Annotated in this window: 15 protein-coding genes; 13 read left to right on the top strand and 2 right to left on the bottom strand. The window is 60.1% G+C overall.

What is annotated here, in order from left to right; all coding sequences use genetic code 11:
- Positions 1–13: 13 nt before the first annotated feature.
- From BR48_RS0102985 to BR48_RS0102945, 9 genes are all read left to right on the top strand, one after another.
- Positions 14–232, top strand: a complete 219-nt coding sequence (locus BR48_RS0102985; protein ID WP_027229945.1) for a hypothetical protein — start codon at positions 14–16, stop codon at positions 230–232.
- Between the two features lie 92 nt (positions 233–324).
- Positions 325–576, top strand: a complete 252-nt coding sequence (locus tag BR48_RS0102980; protein ID WP_051614801.1) for a hypothetical protein — start codon at positions 325–327, stop codon at positions 574–576.
- A 22-nt stretch (positions 577–598) separates the two neighbouring features.
- Complete coding sequence (locus tag BR48_RS0102975; protein WP_027229943.1) at positions 599–1,270, top strand: response regulator transcription factor; 672 nt, start codon at positions 599–601, stop codon at positions 1,268–1,270.
- Positions 1,271–1,415: 145 nt separating this feature from the next.
- Positions 1,416–2,717, top strand: a complete 1,302-nt coding sequence (locus tag BR48_RS0102970) for a HAMP domain-containing sensor histidine kinase (protein WP_027229942.1) — start codon at positions 1,416–1,418, stop codon at positions 2,715–2,717.
- A gap of 81 nt (positions 2,718–2,798) precedes the next feature.
- Positions 2,799–3,227, top strand: coding sequence for a membrane protein (locus tag BR48_RS0102965; protein ID WP_027229941.1), 429 nt, complete (start codon positions 2,799–2,801; stop codon positions 3,225–3,227).
- Between the two features lie 80 nt (positions 3,228–3,307).
- Positions 3,308–4,489, top strand: coding sequence for a c-type cytochrome biogenesis protein CcmI (gene ccmI, locus BR48_RS0102960; RefSeq protein ID WP_155810797.1), 1,182 nt, complete (start codon positions 3,308–3,310; stop codon positions 4,487–4,489).
- Positions 4,489–4,935 (top strand): cytochrome c maturation protein CcmE, encoded by a 447-nt coding sequence (gene ccmE / locus BR48_RS0102955; protein ID WP_027229939.1) that lies wholly within the window; start codon positions 4,489–4,491, stop codon positions 4,933–4,935. The genes ccmI and ccmE overlap by 1 nt, the downstream gene beginning before the upstream one ends.
- Positions 4,932–6,914, top strand: a complete 1,983-nt coding sequence (locus BR48_RS0102950; protein ID WP_027229938.1) for a heme lyase CcmF/NrfE family subunit — start codon at positions 4,932–4,934, stop codon at positions 6,912–6,914. Before ccmE ends, BR48_RS0102950 begins: the two co-directional genes overlap by 4 nt.
- Positions 6,911–7,384: a cytochrome c-type biogenesis protein gene (locus BR48_RS0102945; protein ID WP_027229937.1), complete on the top strand. Its 474-nt coding sequence runs from the start codon at positions 6,911–6,913 to the stop codon at positions 7,382–7,384. Before BR48_RS0102950 ends, BR48_RS0102945 begins: the two co-directional genes overlap by 4 nt.
- A gap of 6 nt (positions 7,385–7,390) precedes the next feature.
- On the opposite strand, the gene BR48_RS0102940 is transcribed toward BR48_RS0102945, so the two are convergent.
- Positions 7,391–8,281: an MBL fold metallo-hydrolase gene (locus BR48_RS0102940; RefSeq protein ID WP_027229936.1), complete on the bottom strand. Its 891-nt coding sequence runs from the start codon at positions 8,279–8,281 to the stop codon at positions 7,391–7,393.
- A 185-nt stretch (positions 8,282–8,466) separates the two neighbouring features.
- Between BR48_RS0102940 and BR48_RS0102935 the strand changes: the two genes are divergently transcribed.
- The 4 genes from BR48_RS0102935 (at position 8,467) to BR48_RS0102920 (ending at position 15,201) form a co-directional block, all read left to right on the top strand.
- Positions 8,467–10,002 carry a Do family serine endopeptidase gene (locus BR48_RS0102935; RefSeq protein WP_027229935.1) on the top strand — a complete coding sequence of 512 codons (1,536 nt, stop codon included), beginning with the start codon at positions 8,467–8,469 and terminating at the stop codon, positions 10,000–10,002.
- Between the two features lie 152 nt (positions 10,003–10,154).
- Positions 10,155–10,841, top strand: coding sequence for a response regulator transcription factor (locus BR48_RS0102930; RefSeq protein ID WP_027229934.1), 687 nt, complete (start codon positions 10,155–10,157; stop codon positions 10,839–10,841).
- Positions 10,838–12,238, top strand: a complete 1,401-nt coding sequence (locus BR48_RS0102925; protein ID WP_027229933.1) for a HAMP domain-containing sensor histidine kinase — start codon at positions 10,838–10,840, stop codon at positions 12,236–12,238. The genes BR48_RS0102930 and BR48_RS0102925 overlap by 4 nt, the downstream gene beginning before the upstream one ends.
- The gene (locus tag BR48_RS0102920; RefSeq protein WP_027229932.1) at positions 12,235–15,201 is read left to right on the top strand and encodes a bifunctional [glutamine synthetase] adenylyltransferase/[glutamine synthetase]-adenylyl-L-tyrosine phosphorylase; all 2,967 of its coding nucleotides are present in this window, start codon (positions 12,235–12,237) and stop codon (positions 15,199–15,201) included. Before BR48_RS0102925 ends, BR48_RS0102920 begins: the two co-directional genes overlap by 4 nt.
- Here BR48_RS0102920 and BR48_RS0102915 read toward each other — a convergent pair whose 3' ends face one another.
- Positions 15,202–17,523: a PAS domain-containing sensor histidine kinase gene (locus tag BR48_RS0102915; RefSeq protein WP_027229931.1), complete on the bottom strand. Its 2,322-nt coding sequence runs from the start codon at positions 17,521–17,523 to the stop codon at positions 15,202–15,204.
- Positions 17,524–17,642 lie beyond the last annotated feature (119 nt).

The following is a 17,642-nucleotide window of genomic DNA, read 5'->3' as shown; positions in this document are numbered from 1 at the left end:
AAGGGATTTGATTATGACCAATGAAAAACCCTGGTACCTTTCGAAGACGATCTGGGCATCGATCGTTACGGTTTTGCTGTCCTGCTCGGGCTTCTTCAACATTTCCGTTGAGCATGTCCAACCGGCCGAGCTCACCGCAACCATCGTACAGTTCATGACCGCGCTCAGCGGAATCGCAGCGCTATTTGGCCGCATAAGTGCGACGTCGCTCATTTCACGTAAAGAAATATAGTGTTAAAAGGCGTGACGTAGTGGCAATCCTGCCCTTTGCATCCCAACTGTTCATGCATCGTTCAGACACCAAGCGATACTAATAACGCCATGATGAAACACCTGATTTTCTCCCTGCCCCTTGCGGGCCTTATATCGGTCGCTGGCGTCCTTGGGGCCGGCAGCGCCCAAGCCGCGGATTGTTCGTCTGTCGGCCAACAGGTCGCGGACTCGCAAGGCGGCACCCTTGCGCGCGCCACGTCCGTTGTGCAGAACGGCAAGGAAGTATGCGTTGTCGTGGTGCTCATTCCAGGCCGGGATGGCGAACGGCCACGCCGCGTCGAAGTGGCCGTACCGGCAAACTGAGTTTGCGCTTGGGAAACAATGGATGAGAATACTCGTCGTCGAAGATGATCGTGACCTCAATCGCCAATTGGTCGAAGCGCTGACCGAGGCCGGTTATGTGGTCGACAAGGCTTTTGACGGCGAGGAGGGGCACTTCCTGGGGGATACGGAGCCCTATGACGCGGCAGTGCTGGATATCGGTCTGCCGCAGATGGACGGCCTGACGGTTCTTGAAAAGTGGCGGCGGGACAACCGCAGCATGCCGGTCCTGTTGCTCACGGCGCGCGATCGCTGGAGCGACAAGGTTGCCGGCATCGATGCCGGGGCGGACGATTATGTGGCGAAGCCCTTTCACATCGAGGAAGTTCTAGCGCGCCTGCGTGCCCTTATCCGCCGCGCCGCAGGACATGCTTCGTCAGAGATTACATGCGGACCGTTGCGGCTGGACACGAAGACATCGAAAGCCACGGTCAACGGCACGCCGCTGAAATTGACCTCGCACGAGTTTCGCCTTCTATCCTACCTGATGCATCATATGGACGAAGTGGTCTCGCGCACCGAACTCGTCGAGCATCTTTACGACCAGGATTTTGACCGAGATTCCAATACGATCGAAGTCTTTGTTGGACGTCTGCGCAAGAAGATGGGCATGGATCTGATCGAAACGATCCGCGGCATGGGCTACCGGATCAAGTCACAGGACAGCAAGTCCTGATTGTGTCCCGCCTGCCGCCTGCTGACCACCTTTCGATCACCACAACGACAAAGGGCGACGCGTGAACATCCGCCTGAGCAGCTATCTTCCCAGCCTGCGTTCGCTTTCCCTGCGCGTCATCACCCTGTCGACGCTCTGGACCATCATTTCGTTTTTCGCGATCGCCACGATCATCTCGGCGCTCTATGGCGAGGCGCGCCTGCAAAGCTTCAAGCAATTGCTCTCGGCCCATCTCTTCAGCGTCATCGCGTCGGTCAGCGTCAATGACGGCACACTTGCAGGCCGCCCCGATCCTGGAGAAGTGCGCTATTCCAGCCCGATGTCGGGCTGGTATTGGTCGCTCGAGCCGGTGGGTGACAATCTCAAGGGCTCGCTCCGCTCCATTTCGCTTGGCGACAAGAGCATCGACTCGCCGTCCACGCTCCTCGTTCCCTTCGACACCTCGTTCCAGCGCTCATACACGGAAGAGGGGCCAAATGGGCAGCAGCTCTCTGTCGTCGAAACGGAGGTCGTCCTCGACGCGGAGAACCGTGTCGCCCGGTTCCGCGTCATGGGCAATCTCAGCGAAGTTGAAGGCGAAATCGCCAATTTTCGCCATACGCTGTATTTTTACCTCGGTATCTTCGGCTTGGGCGGCACGCTGATCAACGCTGCCGTCATCCTTTTCGGCCTGAGACCCCTCGACCGTGTACGAAGGAGCCTTACCGACATTCGCGAAGGCAAGGTAACACGCCTCAATGAGAACCTGCCCGATGAGATCGCGCCGCTTGCCCGCGAGATGAATGCGTTGATCGACAACAATCGCCGCATCATGGAACGGTCGCGAACCCAGGTCGGAAACCTCGCCCATTCGCTGAAGACGCCGCTTTCCGTGCTCGTCAATGAAAGCCGCACGATCGGCGGCACCGAGGGGCGCCTCATCGCCGAGCAGAGCGCGGCTATGCAGGTACAGGTCCAGCACTATCTGCAACGCGCCCGCGTCGCCGCCCAGCGCGACAGCGTGGTGTTTCGAGCGCCGGTGACGCCGATTCTCGAACGGTTGGTGCGCGTAACTGCGAAGCTCAATCCCGATAAGGAGGTACGCTTCGACAATTATATGGACGATGCCATCTTTGCAGGCGAACAGGAAGACCTTGAAGAAATGGTCGGCAATCTCCTTGAGAACGCCGGCAAATGGGGAAATAGCGTCATCAGGCTTAGGCTCAGCCAGGTAGATGCCGGATTCGAGATCAGCGTCGATGACGATGGATCGGGGCTCGCCCCCGAACAGATCAAGGATGCCCTGACGCGAGGCAAGCGACTTGACGAGAGCAAGCCGGGCACCGGTCTTGGGCTTTCCATCGTCCACGACACCGTGCGTGAATATGGCGGCACACTTCGGCTGGAACGCAGTGCCGATCTTGGCGGCTTGAGCGCCCGTTTGACACTGCCCGTCGCCGGAACCTGAATGAGGCTTGCAAGACGGCGCTCAATCAGGCCATAAACGATTGCTGCCCATGTATTTGATGTATTTGTAGACGGACAGATGATGAAACTTGAGATTGCCATTTCCCTCCTAGCGGTCGCACTCCTCGCCGGCTGCTCGACGACCTCAGCATCGAAAAGTGGCGGCGGAACCATCAGCGGCCTCACTGGAGGCGCAAAGGCGCCGGCCTCCGGCGTGATTGCAGCCCTCGGCAATGGGCTGGTCGGCAATGCGTCGCTCGATGCCTCCGATCGCAAGCGCGCCCTGCAAGCCGAATACCAGGCATTGGAGTATTCTCCCGCCGGCAAGACCGTCGAGTGGAAGAACAGCACTGGCACTCGCTCCGGGGAGGTCGTTGCCGCGCAGCCCTATCAGGTGGGATCGCAAAATTGCCGCCAGTACACGCATACCGTGAGGATAGACGGCACCCCGCAATCAGCGCGCGGGACGGCTTGCCGAAATGAAGACGGCAGCTGGACACCGCTTACATAGCAGCAATCTGATCACATTTTAGTTTTGCGGCGAAATGCCCTATCTGCGAAATCCCTTGGATTTTAGGCGGATGGGAGTCTATGTCTCAACCCATGGTTTTCTGGATATCCGCTGCAATTTTAACCGTGGGCGCGACGTTGCTCGTGCTTCTGCCCTTGACGCGCCGCGTCAAGCCATCGGCATCGGACAGTCAATATGATGTCGAAGTCTATCGCGATCAGCTGCTTGAACTTGACGCGGACGAGCGGCGAGGGCTCATCGACCATGTGAGCAGCGAACAGGCGCGGGCCGAGATCGGCCGCCGCCTGCTGAAATCTGCAAAGGCCGTCGAAATCGACAGGACAAGCATTCGTCCGCAGAAAAGTGCGTTGCGCGAATGGCTCACGCTCGCAACCGTAATTGCCATTCCATTGATTTCCTGGGGCATTTATACGAAGACGGGCTCGCCTGATCTTCCGGCACAGCCGCTGGCCGAGCGTCTGTCGCGCCCGCCGGATCAAAGTACGCCCGCCGAGCTAATAGCGCGCGCCGAGGCTCACCTCACGCTCAATCCGGACGATGGGCAGGGCTGGGAGGTGCTTGCGCCTATCTATCTTCGCATTGGCCGGCCTGCCGATGCGATAACCGCGTTCCAGAACGCAATCCGCCTCAATGGCGACACCGCGACGCGGCAACTGGGCCTCGGGCAGGCGATGACGGCTGCCGCCGACGGCAAGGTCACGCCTGAGGCGGAGGCGGTCTTCAAGCACGCGCTTGAACTCGATCCAAAGGACATGCGTCCGCAATTTTTCATCATTGACGGGTGGATGCAGCAGGGTCGCCTCACGGAAGCCCGCGATCTGATCAGAAAGCTTTTGGTCGAAGCACCCGCGGACGTTCCATGGCGCGATCAGGCGCAGGCCGCGTTGACCAGGTTGGACCAGGAAATCTCGGGTGATGCGCCGGATGTCAGCAATGTCGAAAAGACGGGCCCCGATGCCTCGCAGGTCGAAGCGGCAGCCGGCATGAGCAGCCAGGATCGTGCCGAGATGATCGAAACGATGGTCGCCGGGCTTGCCGAAAAATTGAAACAATCGCCTGATGATGTGGAGGGCTGGGAACGGCTGGTTCGCTCCTACGTGGTTCTCAACCGCCCAAACGATGCGATTGAAGCGCTTGGGCGTGCAAAGTTGGTTCTGAGTGCCGACAAGGTCGCTCAGCTTGATGCGGTTGCCAAGGACCTCGGGCTTGAAGACGAGCCCGGGACGCCGGAGAAGAATTGATGACGCGCAAACAGAAACGGCTTTCGGTGATCGGCGGCGGGCTGCTCGTTCTCGGCGTCGCGGCAGCGCTCGTGCTGTTTGCGCTTCAGCAGAAGATCGCCTTCTTTCGCATGCCGTCGGATATTCAGGCAACCGATATGCAGTCGGAGTCGCGCTTCCGGCTGGGCGGGCTCGTCGAAAAGGGCACCGTCGTGCGCGGTGAGGGCGCGAAAGTAAGTTTCGCCGTTACCGATCACATCAAAAGCGTGCCTGTGACGTTTGAGGGCATTTTGCCGGACCTCTTCCGTGAGGACCAGGGGGTGGTGATCGAGGGCAGGTTCACGCCGGGCGGTGCATTCGTTGCCGATAGCGTCCTCGCCAAGCATGATGAGAACTACATGCCCAAGGAGGTTGCAGACAGTCTGAAAGCCAAGGGTGTCTGGCAAGGGGAGGCAAAGCAGCAATGACAGTGGAACTTGGACATTTCGCGCTGGTACTCGCCCTTGCCTTGTCGATAGTGCAGGCGGTCCTGCCTGTTCTGGGCGCGCGCCGCAACGACGAGCGGATGATGGCGGTCGCAGTTCCCGCGGCCTTCACGGTCTTCGCCCTGATCGCGCTCTCCTTCGTTGCGTTGACGACAGCCTATGTCCTATCCGATTTCTCGGTGCAGAACGTCTTTGAGAATTCCCATTCGCAAAAGCCGCTGCTCTATAAATTCACCGGCGTATGGGGCAACCACGAAGGCTCCATGCTGCTTTGGGTGCTGATCCTCAGCTTCTTCAGCGCGCTCGTCGCTTTCTTCGGCAATAATTTGCCACCTGCGCTCAAAGCCAATGTTCTGGGTGTGCAGGCCTGGATCGGCAGTGCCTTCCTTCTGTTCATCGTGGCGACGTCCAACCCCTTCACCCGCATCAATCCTGCGCCGATCGAAGGCCAGGATCTCAATCCGATCTTGCAGGATATCGGCCTCGCCATTCATCCGCCCATGCTTTATCTCGGCTATGTCGGGTTCTCGGTCTGCTTTTCCTTCGCCGTCGCGGCCCTGATCGATGGCCGGATCGACGCCGCCTGGGCGCGCTGGGTGCGCCCATGGGCTTTGACCGCCTGGCTGTTCCTGACCGGCGGCATCGCCATGGGCTCCTACTGGGCCTATTACGAGCTTGGTTGGGGCGGCTGGTGGTTCTGGGATCCGGTCGAGAACGCTTCCTTCATGCCGTGGCTTGCGGGAACGGCGCTGCTGCACTCGGCGCTCGTCATGGAGAAGCGCTCGGCGCTGAAAATTTGGACGATACTGCTCGCGATCCTCACGTTCTCGCTGTCATTGCTGGGCACATTCCTCGTTCGCTCCGGCGTGCTGACGTCGGTTCATACCTTTGCGACCGATCCGGGACGCGGCCTGTTCATCCTTGCGATCCTTGTGCTCTTCATCGGCGGATCGCTGGCGCTCTTCGCCTGGAGGGCGCAGACGCTGGAACCCGGCGGCCCGTTCCAGCCGATTTCGCGCGAAGGGGCGCTCGTCTTCAACAACCTCTTCCTGACAACGGCCGCGGCAACCGTGCTGATCGGCACCCTTTACCCGCTGCTGCTCGAATCGCTGACCGGCGAGAAGATTTCGGTGGGCGCGCCCTTTTTCAATCTCACCTTCGGCCCGCTGATGCTACCGTTGCTGGCCGCGGTGCCGTTCGGACCGCTCCTTGCCTGGAAGCGCGGAGATATTCTCGCCGTAGCGCAACGATTGATGGCCGCGTTCTTTATCGCGCTCATTGCCGTTGGTCTCGTGCTCTACCAGACGTCGGCGTCCGGCGTTCTCGCGGCGTTTGGTATCGGTCTTGCAGTGTGGCTGATGCTTGGCGCGATCACCGATCTCGTTCTCAAGACCGGTTTCGGCAAGACCTCTGCAAGCACTGCCTTCCAGCGCCTCGTCGGTCTGCCGCGTTCGGTTTTCGGCACGACGCTCGCGCATTTCGGACTCGGCGTCACTCTGCTCGGCATTGTGGCGGTGTCGACTTTTGCAACGGAAAGCGTTCTCGTGATGAAGCCCGGCGATACCATCGCCGCGGGCGGTTATACGTTGCGTTTTGACCGGACCGAGTCCGTGAAATCGTCCAACTACACCGAAGATCAGGGTCACTTTACGGTCCTTAACAGTTCGGGTACCGAAGTGACGGTTCTCCTTTCGTCAAAGCGTTTCTTCCCCGTCCGCAAGATGCAGACGACGGAGGCGGGCATCAAGACGTTCTGGTTCAGCCAGCTCTATGTTTCGCTCGGCGATGCGGCCAAGGATGGCGGCGTCGTTGTGAGGGTGTGGTGGAAACCGTTGGTCACTCTGATCTGGCTCGGCGGCGTTGCGATGATGGCTGGCGGCTGTCTCTCGCTGTTCGACCGGCGTCTTCGCATTGGTGCTCCCGCGAAAGCGAAGATATCGAAGGCGCGGGCGACGGCATGAAGCGCCTGCTCGTTCTAATTATCCTCGGCCTCTCTTTGTGCCTGGCTGGCGCAGCGCAGGCGGTGTCGCCTGACGAAATGTTGAGCAATCCGGCCCTGGAGAAACGTGCCCGTACCATCTCGGCAGAATTGCGCTGCATGGTTTGCCAGAACGAGTCGATCGACGATTCGAACGCCGATCTTGCCAAGGACTTGCGGTTGTTGGTGCGCGAGCGACTGGTCGCGGGCGATACTGACCAGCAGGTGCTCGACTTTCTTGTCGCGCGCTATGGCGAGTTCGTGCTTCTGAAACCGCGGTTGCAGTTCTCGACGCTCCTGCTTTGGGGCTTCCCGATCGCTGCGCTTGTTGCCGGAGGATTCGCCATTCTTATTTCGATACAGCGGCGTCGCGCTAATCCTGCGCAGATCACACCGCTTACGGATGGCGAAAAACGCGAGTTGAAAAAGATCTTCGCCGCTCCGAAGGAATAAGGCGGACTATTCTTCCGCTTCTCCCGAGAGAACTGCCTTGATGTTCTCGCGGTGCACGACCTCGTAGGGAGCGAAATAATGGATCGCTCCCGACCGAAAATCCTCTTCTGCAAATGCTTGAAGGTCGTCGCTCGCGAGATCCCTGTTTTGGCGCACCGTGATCAGCTTCTCGACATAGTTTCTTGTTGCATCGATAAGGCTCGCCCCATAACCGCCCGCGACAATGATATCCTCCGCGCCATGATTGGGCAGGATCTTCGAGAAATCCCAGGTCGCCATGCGGGCGAGATCGGCAAGATGCTCTTTCAGCCTGGTGGGTTCAGCGACATAGGTTATCGGATCCTCGAGCGCATCGCCGGCAAACAATAGTTCCATTGCCGGCAGCAGCAGCATCGTGCCATCGCGGCTGTGAATATCGACGACGCGTAAATCGACCTCGAACGCACCGATCTTCAAGCTCAATTCATCCTCGAAAATGCGGTTGGGCATGACCAGCGGGCGGATTGGCGGATCCCTGTTTTCCAGATTGTCGCGATGATTGCGCAACGCCTTTTCCGTCAGGCTATTGGCGATGATCTCGCAATCGGCGAAAACTTCGTTGCCGGCAACGTGATCCACATGCCAGTGGCTCAGCACGACCGTAATCCTGCTTGCTCCGGCATCTTCGAGGGTCTTGCGAATTATTCGGGCGTGGGGAAGAGAAATGCTCGTGTCATAGACAAGCGCCTCATCTCCAGACAGCAGTGCATAGGAACATACGCCAAGCGAATAAGCGCCGTCATCCAGCCAGTTGGGACGTTCGGAATAGGCGCGCACCCCGTCAATCCGTCCATCATAGAAGGCATAAACGCCTTCGTAAGGCTTATGGATACGCAGCGTTGAGCCAAGCGGCGGCATGGGTGTCTCCAGGTAACAGAAGGTGGAAGCGCCTGCGGTTTGTAGCCAGCTTTCCACATGTCGTACAACGTCAATCTTACAAATTTGTCATGTTGCGGAAATAGCGGGGTAACGTTCCTATCTGTATCACTACTGCTATAAAGCGATCGTCCTCCTAACGATCGGACTTTCAAGGAGATACATTCATGCCGAATATTCGCAAGTCCTCACACTTCCGCAAGGGCATCGCTGCCGCAATGTTGTCCTCGGCGCTCGTCGGGGGCTTCCTGGCAACGGGTCCGCTCGCCGCTATCGTTCCGGCTCAGGCTGAAGCCGTGCGTGTCGATGCTCCCCAGCAGCCCGGCTTTGCCGACGTTGTCGAGAAGGTCAGCCCCGCCGTTGTGAGCGTCCGCGTCAAGAGCGCCGTTCATCAGACGGCCGACGATGGTTCGGGGGGCATGCCGGGCCTTGATCAGCTGCCGGACGACCATCCGTTGAAGCGCTTCTTCTATGATTTCGGTGGCCAGGGCGGCCAGCGCATGGAGCCGCGCAAGGGTGGCCCGCGTGATCATAACCGTCCGGACCGCATCCGTCCGACTGCCCAGGGTTCCGGTTTCTTCATCTCTGAAGACGGCTATCTCGTCACCAACAACCACGTCGTTGAAGACGGTAGCGCCTATTCGGTCGTGCTGAATGACGGCACCGAACTCGACGCCAAGCTGATCGGCAAGGACAAGCGTACCGATCTCGCCGTCCTCAAGGTCGATGACAAGCGCAAGTTTACCTATGTCTCGTTCGGCGATGACAACAAGATCCGCGTCGGCCAGTGGGTCGTTGCCGTCGGCAATCCGTTCGGCCTCGGCGGTACCGTTACGGCGGGCATCGTCTCGGCTCGCGGCCGTGATATCGGCGCAGGCCCTTATGACGACTTCCTTCAGATCGATGCTGCCGTCAACCGCGGCAACTCCGGTGGCCCGGCCTTCAATCTCAACGGCGAAGTCGTCGGCATCAACACCGCTATCTTCTCCCCATCGGGCGGCAGCGTCGGCATCGCCTTCGCCATCCCCTCGACGACAGCCAAAAACGTTGTCGATCAGCTCATCAAGACCGGATCGGTTTCGCGTGGCTGGATTGGCGTACAGATTCAGCCGGTCAACAAGGAGATCGCTGAATCCCTTGGCCTTGCCGAAGAGAAGGGCGCTCTCGTTGCCGAACCGCAGGCTGATGGCCCCGCCGCAAAGGCTGGCGTTTCGGCAGGCGACGTGATCACGGCCGTGAACGGCGAGACCGTCTCCGACCCACGTGACCTTGCCAAGAAGATCGCTGCGATCAATCCGGGCAAGGATGTCGAGTTGACTGTATGGCGCAAGGGTGAGGCAAAGTCCTTGAACGTTGCGATCAAGGCGATGCCGGGCGACGACCAGCTGGCCTCGAAGAACACGCAGCCGGACCAGGAGACTGCAAAGCCTTCGGCTCTTGATGACTACGGCCTGACCGTCATGCCTTCCGACGACGGCAAGGGTGTCGTGGTTACCGACGTAGACCGCCAGGGCGACGCAGCCGACAAGGGCATCACCACGGGTGACATCATCGTTTCGGTCAACAACCTGCCGGTAAAGAGCGGCGCGGACATTGAGACGGCGATCACCTCTGCAACGAAGGCCGGCCGCAAGGCGGTCCTCCTGCAGGTCCAGACCAACGATCAGTCGCGCTTCGTGGCGCTGCCGATCAATCAGGGTTGATCCTGATCTAAAGGTTGCGGCGGCGCTTCACATCCCCCACCCCGCAAGCGCCAACGCAAACAAGGGCGGCAGATCTCCTTCGATTAATCTGCCGCCCACTTCTTTTGGGGCACCACTTAACGCATTCACCAAAACCGGCTTAGAATTGCGCCATGAAGATTCTCGTCATTGAAGATGACCGCGAAGCGGCCCGATATCTGGAAAAGGCCTTTGCTGAGGCCGGCCACACGGCCGATGTCGCCGGCGATGGCGAAACCGGTTACGCGCTGGCGGAGCAGGGCAGCTATGATGCGCTCGTCGTCGACCGCATGCTGCCGCGTCGCGATGGGCTTTCCGTTGTGGCGGCGCTTCGGGCGCGCGGCAATGACACGCCGGCCCTGATCCTCTCTGCCCTCGGCCAGGTCGATGATCGCGTTACCGGTCTTCGCGCTGGCGGCGACGATTATCTCACCAAGCCCTATGCTTTCTCCGAACTTCTCGCACGGATCGAGGTGCTTCAGCGCCGCTCTAGCCCAAAAGAGGCCGAGACCGTTTACCGGGTTGGCGATCTCGAACTCGACCGTCTTTCCCATACGGCCAAGCGCGCCGGCCAGGTCATCATCCTGCAGCCGCGAGAATTTCGCCTGCTCGAATATCTGATGCGCCATGCCGGGCAGGTCGTCACCCGTACCATGCTGCTCGAACATGTCTGGGACTATCATTTCGATCCGCAGACCAATGTAATCGATGTCCATGTCTCGCGCCTGCGCGGCAAGATCGAGAAGGATTTCGGTACGCCGCTGCTGCACACGGTGCGCGGTGCCGGCTACATGCTCAAGGCAGCCGAGACCGGTGCATGAGCCGTTTCTCCGCCATGATGAAGATGACGGCCGTCCGGCTGTCGGCACTTTACCTCCTGCTCTTTACGGTTTGCGCGCTGGGCCTCGTATTCTACATGACCAGCCTTTCCGTGCGTCTTCTGACCACCCAAACTGAGACCGCCGTCAACGAAGAGATCGAAAGCATCGGTCAATCCTATGAGCGCGGCGGCATTGCCGGGCTTGTGCGTTCGATCGATCGGCGTGGCCGCCAGCCCGGCGCCTATCTCTATCTGGTGACCGACCCCGCCGGGCGGATCGTCGCCGGAAACGTCCAGAGCATTGAAATCGGCGTCCTCCAGACTGAAGGCTGGATCGAACGTCCCATCATCTATGAGCGTTACGGCGAGGGCAACGAGGCAAAGACCCACACCGCCATTGCCCGCGTCATCGTCATGCCGAACGGGATACGCGTCATGGTCGGGCGTGACCTCGGGGAGCCCGAGCAGGTTCGCCTCGTCGTGCGCCGCGCGCTCATGGCCGCTCTCGGTACCATGGGCATCGGCGCGTTCCTGATCTGGTTCTTCGTCGGCCGCCGCGCGCTGCAGCGCATCGACAAGGTTTCCGTCGCATCGCAGCGGATCATGGGCGGCGATCTCGCCGGCCGCCTGCCGGTCAGCGGGTCCGGTGACGAGTTCGACCGCTTGTCCGAGAATCTCAACGGCATGCTCGCGCGCATTCAGGAACTCAATGAAGGCGTTCGGCATGTCTCTGACAACATCGCCCACGATTTGAAGACGCCCCTGACGCGCATGCACAATCGCGCAGAATCTGCCCTCGCCAGCGCGAGGACGACGAAACAGTGGCGCGCTGCCATGGAAGGCATGATCAGCGACTCCGATCAGCTTATCCGCACTTTCAATGCGATCCTGATGATCTCGCGCCTGGAATCCGGATATTCCACGGAAGCGCTCGAACAAATCCCGCTCTCGGTGATCGCCGAGGACGTGTTCGAGCTTTACGAGCCTTCCGCCGAGGAGGCCGGTGTCCAGCTCTTGCTCGGACCCGTTGATGCAACGCCTGTCAGGGCCAACCGGGAACTTGTCGCGCAGACCGTGTCCAATCTTGTCGACAACGCGATCAAATATGCCAGCGGCGTCGACCGTCCCGTGGAGGTTTCGCTTTCCGTCGTCAGAGCGGACGACAAGGTGAAAGTCATCGTTGCCGACAATGGAACGGGTATTCCCGCCGATCAGATGGAACGCGCGACGGAACGCTTTGTGCGACTTGAGGAAAGCCGTTCGCAACCCGGTTCCGGTCTTGGTCTCAGCCTTGCCAAGGCGGTCATGAAATTGCACGGTGGTTCCCTGGAACTAGCAGACAACGCGCCGGGGTTACGGGCGGTCCTGACATTTCCGGCGGGAGAGGAAAGCGGATGAGCGGCATATCCAAGGCGGCGAATGCTGATGCGCCATTCTTTTCGCAGGTTTTGCGGGAACTGGCGCCCTTGGATAAGAAGAATGCTGCGGCTCTCTTGCGCGAGTTTCTTGCCCATGCCGCGGAAAAAGGCTGCGGCTTCAGCAGCGCGCTGAACGACAACAAGCCCGCTGCCGGTTTTCTGTCTGCCGTTCTTGATCTTTCGCCCTATCTGCGCGGTACGCTCCTGCAGGGTCCGCAATTGCTCGATCCACTGTTCGAGCGTTCGCTCCCCCAGCGGCTTGAAGCGCTGTTGCATGAGATCGCGGCGGGCAGCGATGCGGAAGACCTCACCGAAGCCGATCTGATGACGGCACTGCGGCAGCACAAGCTCGAAGGGCATCTGCTTATCGCACTCGGCGATCTGTCAGGTGTTTTTTCGGCCGATGATGCCACGTTCTGGCTTTCGCGCCTGGCCGAAGAGAGTGTTGGAGCGGCCGCGCGCTTCCTCCTTCTCGACGCCCATGCCGCCGGCAAATTGAAGCTCCCCGATCTGAAGCATCCGGAGGTTGATTCGGGCTGGATCATCCTCGCCATGGGGAAATTCGGCGCGTTCGAACTGAACTATTCCTCCGATATCGATCTCATCGTCTTCATCGACGAGCACAGCCCGGCCATTCCCGACCCCTATGACTGCGTTGAAACGTTCTCGCGACTGACGCGCCGCCTGGTGCGCATCCTTCAGGACCGTACGGCGGACGGTTACGTTTTTCGCACCGACTTGCGGCTGCGTCCCGATCCGGGTTCGACGCCGCTGGCAATTCCTGTCGGCGCCGCCCTCAATTATTATGAGGGGCGAGGTCAGAACTGGGAACGGGCGGCAATGATCAAAGCGCGGCCCGTTGCCGGCGATATCGCCGCCGGCAAACGGGTGATTGCGGAACTTGCACCCTATGTCTGGCGAAAATATCTCGATTATGCCGCGATTGCCGACGTGCATTCGATCAAGCGGCAGATCCACGCGCATAAGGGCCACGGTGAAATTGCAGTGCGTGGCCACAATGTGAAGCTTGGCCGCGGTGGTATTCGCGAGATCGAATTCTTCGTCCAGACGCAGCAACTCATTGCCGGCGGCCGTTTTCCCAAGCTCAGGGGCTCGCGCACCCTCGATATGCTTGCGGCACTGGAGGACCTCGGCTGGATCGGCGAGGAAGCGCGCGACACGCTTACGCGAGAGTACTGGTTCCTGCGAGATGTCGAGCACCGCATTCAGATGATTGCCGACGAGCAGACGCATATGCTGCCGGAAGACGACGAGGAGTTCCTGCGCGTTGCGCATCTGATGGGCTATCGCGATGGTGAAAGCTTTGCGGCGGATTTCCGCGCGGCGCTGACGATTGTCGAGACCCACTATGCCGCGCTGTTCGAACAGGCGCAGGAACTTACCGGCGAGGCCGGAAACCTCGTGTTCACCGGCGATGTCGATGATCCGGACACATTGAAGACGCTCGCCAATTTTGGCTTCGAACGCCCGAGCGATATTTGCCGCGTCATCCGTACCTGGCACTTTGGCCGCTACCGAGCCACGCAGTCGGCGGAATCGCGCGAGCGTCTCACCGAATTGACGCCGGTCCTGCTGAAGGCCTTCGGCGCGACGAGCCGTGCCGACGAGGCGCTGATGCGCTTTGACGAAATGATCAAGGGCTTGCCGGCGGGAATACAGCTCTTCAGCCTGCTGCAGTCAAATCCGCGCCTCCTCGACCTTCTGGTGTTGATCATGGGCGCGGCGCCAAGACTTGCCGGGATCATCACCCGCAAGCCGCATATTTTCGACGGCATGCTCGACCCGGCGATCTTCGCCGATGTTCCAACGCGCAGCTATCTTGCGGAGCGGCTGGAGAATTTTCTCGGGCCCTCCAAGGTTTACGAGGATATTCTCGACCGGCTGCGCATCTTCGCCGCCGAGCACCGTTTTCTCATCGGCATTCGCCTGCTCACCGGCGCGATCGACGGCGCGCGCGCTGGCAAGGCCTTTTCGGACCTTGCCGATCTCGTCATCGACCGCGCCCTGCAGGCGGTGATCGACGAATTCGCCGTAAGACACGGTTCGATCAAAGGTGGACGCATCGCCATTCTTGGCATGGGTAAGCTCGGCAGCCGCGAATTGACCGCCGGCTCCGATGTCGATCTCATCCTGCTCTACGATCATGACGAGGATGCGGACGAGTCAGATGGCGAAAAAGGCCTGGCGCCGTCGCAATACTACATGCGCCTGACGCAACGCCTCATAGCGGCTCTTTCGGCGCCGACGGCGGAAGGCGTTCTCTATGAAGTCGATTTCCGTCTGCGGCCGTCCGGGAACAAGGGCCCGGTCGCCACGCACATCGACGCCTTCCGCAAATACCAGCGCAATGATGCCTGGACGTGGGAGCATATGGCCCTGACCCGGGCGCGCCCGGTTGCCGGCGATGCCTCTTTCTTCCCCGAGATTCAGGAAGACGTGGCCGGCATCCTTGCGATGTCACGCGACGCGGCGAAAATCGCCAAGGATGCCGCCGAAATGCGGGCTCTGATTGAAGCTGAGAAACCCCCGAGCGACGCCTGGGACCTGAAACTTGTCGCCGGCGGCATCATCGATCTCGAATTCATCGCCCAGTTTGCGGTGCTCACCGGCAATGTCGAAGGGCCGGTCGTGGCCCTATCTACGGCAGAAGTGCTGCGCAAGCTGAAGCCTGAGTTCGTCGATCCCGCAACAGCCGACCGTCTTGTCGAGGCGGCAAACCTCTATACTGGCGTTACCCAGATCATCCGCCTGTGCCTCGACGGTGATGTCAAGCGCGAGGATTTCCCGCCGGGGCTTGGCGATCTTCTCTGCAAGGCCTCCGACCTTCCCGATCTTGATCGCGTGGAGGCGCAACTTCAGGAGACAGCCATGTCGGTACGCAAGACGTTTGACTCATTGCTGCAGAAAGCAAAGAAGAAGTAGCTAGGCGGCTTCCAGCGCTCGTGTCGGGATGCGCACTGAGACAATGGTGCCGACACCCTCGGTCGAACGGATCTTCAGCGCCCCGCCGTGAAGCTCCGTGAGCGAACGCGAGATGGCGAGGCCAAGTCCGGAGCCCGCATGCGACTTGGTGAACTGGTTTTCCACCTGCTCGAAGGGCTGGCCGATTTTCTTCAGCGCCGATTTCGGGATGCCGCAGCCCGTATCCTCCACTGTGAAGACTAACGCGCCAGAAACTTTGCGCGCACGCACCGCTATGCGCCCGCCCGTATCGGTGAATTTCACGGCGTTGGAGAGAAGGTTGAGCAGCACCTGCTTGATCGCGCGGCGGTCGGCGTCGATCGTGACACTGTCGGCGATGCGCGTATCGACCTTGATGTCCTTCTCCTGCGCCTGCAGCGAGATGACCCGGACGGTCTCGTGGATGAGCGGGCAGAGATCGATTTCCTCGCGGTCGAGCGAGAAATGTCCCGCTTCGATCTTCGACATGTCGAGGATGTCGTTGATGACATTGAGCAGATAATTGCCGCTGGTGTGGATGTCGTGCACATATTCGACATAGCGATCGGAGCCGAGTTCGCCGAAGGTCCCCGAATGCATGATCTCGGAAAAGCCGATAATGGCGTTGAGCGGCGTGCGCAGTTCGTGTGACATGTTGGCGAGGAACTCGGATTTGGCGCGGTTGGCCGCCTCGGCACGTTCCTTTTCGACCACGTATTTGCTGTTGAGCTCCGTAAGCTCAAGCGTACGCTCGACTTCGGATTTGCGGGCGAGGCTGAGGTCGTGAATGGTCGCCATGAGGCGCCGCTCGCTGTCGACCAGCCGTTCCTCGTGCACCTTCAATTGGGTGATGTCGGTGCCAACTGAGACAAGCCCGCCATCCTGCGTGCGCCGCTCGTTAACCTGCAGCCAGCGTCCGTCAGCAAGCTGCCTTTCGAAGGTCAGCGCGCCGTTGCGACCATTCTCATTGGCCATGCGCTTTTCGAAGGCGACGGCGCGGATGCGCGGCTCCAGCTCGTCACGACCGATACCGGGCAAAAGACACTCATTCGCAAGTCCCGAATACTCGTTGAACTTGCCGTTCGACATGACGAGCCGGTTGTCGGCGTCCCAGAGAACGAAGGTCTCGGAGATGCTTTCGATCGCTTCACGGATGCGCTGGTCGGCCTGCGCCGTCGCCTGGGCAAAGCGATGCTGCTCGCTCACATCCACGGCGACGCCAACGAGATGCAGGTCGCCTTCGCCCGCCACCTGGGCGCGCACCCGCATCCATACCCAATGGCCCTCGGCATGGCGCATGCGGAAGACGCGATCCATCTGGTTGATTTCGCCTGCCGCGACCTGCGAGGCGACATGATAGAGCTTGTCGTCGTCGGGATGGATGATCGACGAAATGTCACCGAGCGAGAGGATCGCATCATGCGCCTCGTAGCCCAGCATTTCATACATGGAACGTGACCAGTAGACCCGTCCGCGTGCCATGTCCCAGTCCCACAAGCCGCAACGACCGCGGGCGAGGGCGGTATCGACCCGTGCCTGCGTGTGCTGGTAGAGCTCGTCTGCATCCTGGGCCCGGGCCGACTGGCTGAAATAGGCGTAGAGCACGATCAGCATGATCGTCGCTGTTCCTGCGAACATCGTCACATTGACCGAGACGGTGCGCCGCCACTCGGCAAAGACGTCCTCGACCGGCTGCATGGCGAAGACAGAATGCGCCGCATTGGCTGTTCGGCTATAGGCGGCAAAGGCAGGCGTTCCCTCGACCTTGACGGGCATGGTGCCGGCACGCTCGCCAAACAAGAACAGCGGCTGCCCCTCGGTGACGAAGGTTTCGAGATTGCGTTCGCGCCAGCGCTCGCCGCCTTCGGACGAGGCGATAATGCGCGCATCCGCATCGGCAATTGCAAACCACATGCCCTGAGGGATGAGGTCGCTGGCGCGGGTCTCGGCGATGATGTTCTGAAGATCGCCGCGGCCGAGTTTCTGGCCGCCGTTCATCCGATTGTCGATGATGCTCGCCATATGGATGGCAGCCATGGAAAGGGTAGCGCGGGCCGTCCGTTCGGCATCGTCGCGCCAGGCGAGCAGTGACATCGAGCGGATGACGGCGAGCACGATGAGAAAGACGACGATGAGCGGCGGAATGGCGCGGCGCAGGTAGGGTTCGGTGGCGAGAAGCTTGCCATAGGCGGGGTCGGCAAGAAGCTTTACGTGGCCCGAGAGCCGGTTGCGCCCCCGCGCAGTCGTCCGGTCCTTGGCGTAAATCTTCCCCGTCGGCGCGCGATACGCGTCCGCATTTGCCATTGAATGGCCCCCTCGAATTGCCGTTGTGTCCCGTGATTTGCTCCGGCACGCCGCACATCCGAAGCAGCTACAGTGAATCAAAACTGATTCTTTGTGTCTAGTCCCTTTGTTAAATATTT

It is taken from the genome of Phyllobacterium sp. UNC302MFCol5.2 (genome assembly GCF_000686005.1).
Taxonomy (GTDB): Bacteria; Pseudomonadota; Alphaproteobacteria; order Rhizobiales; family Rhizobiaceae; genus Phyllobacterium; species Phyllobacterium pellucidum.
This window is presented reverse-complemented; position numbering and strand designations above follow the sequence as displayed.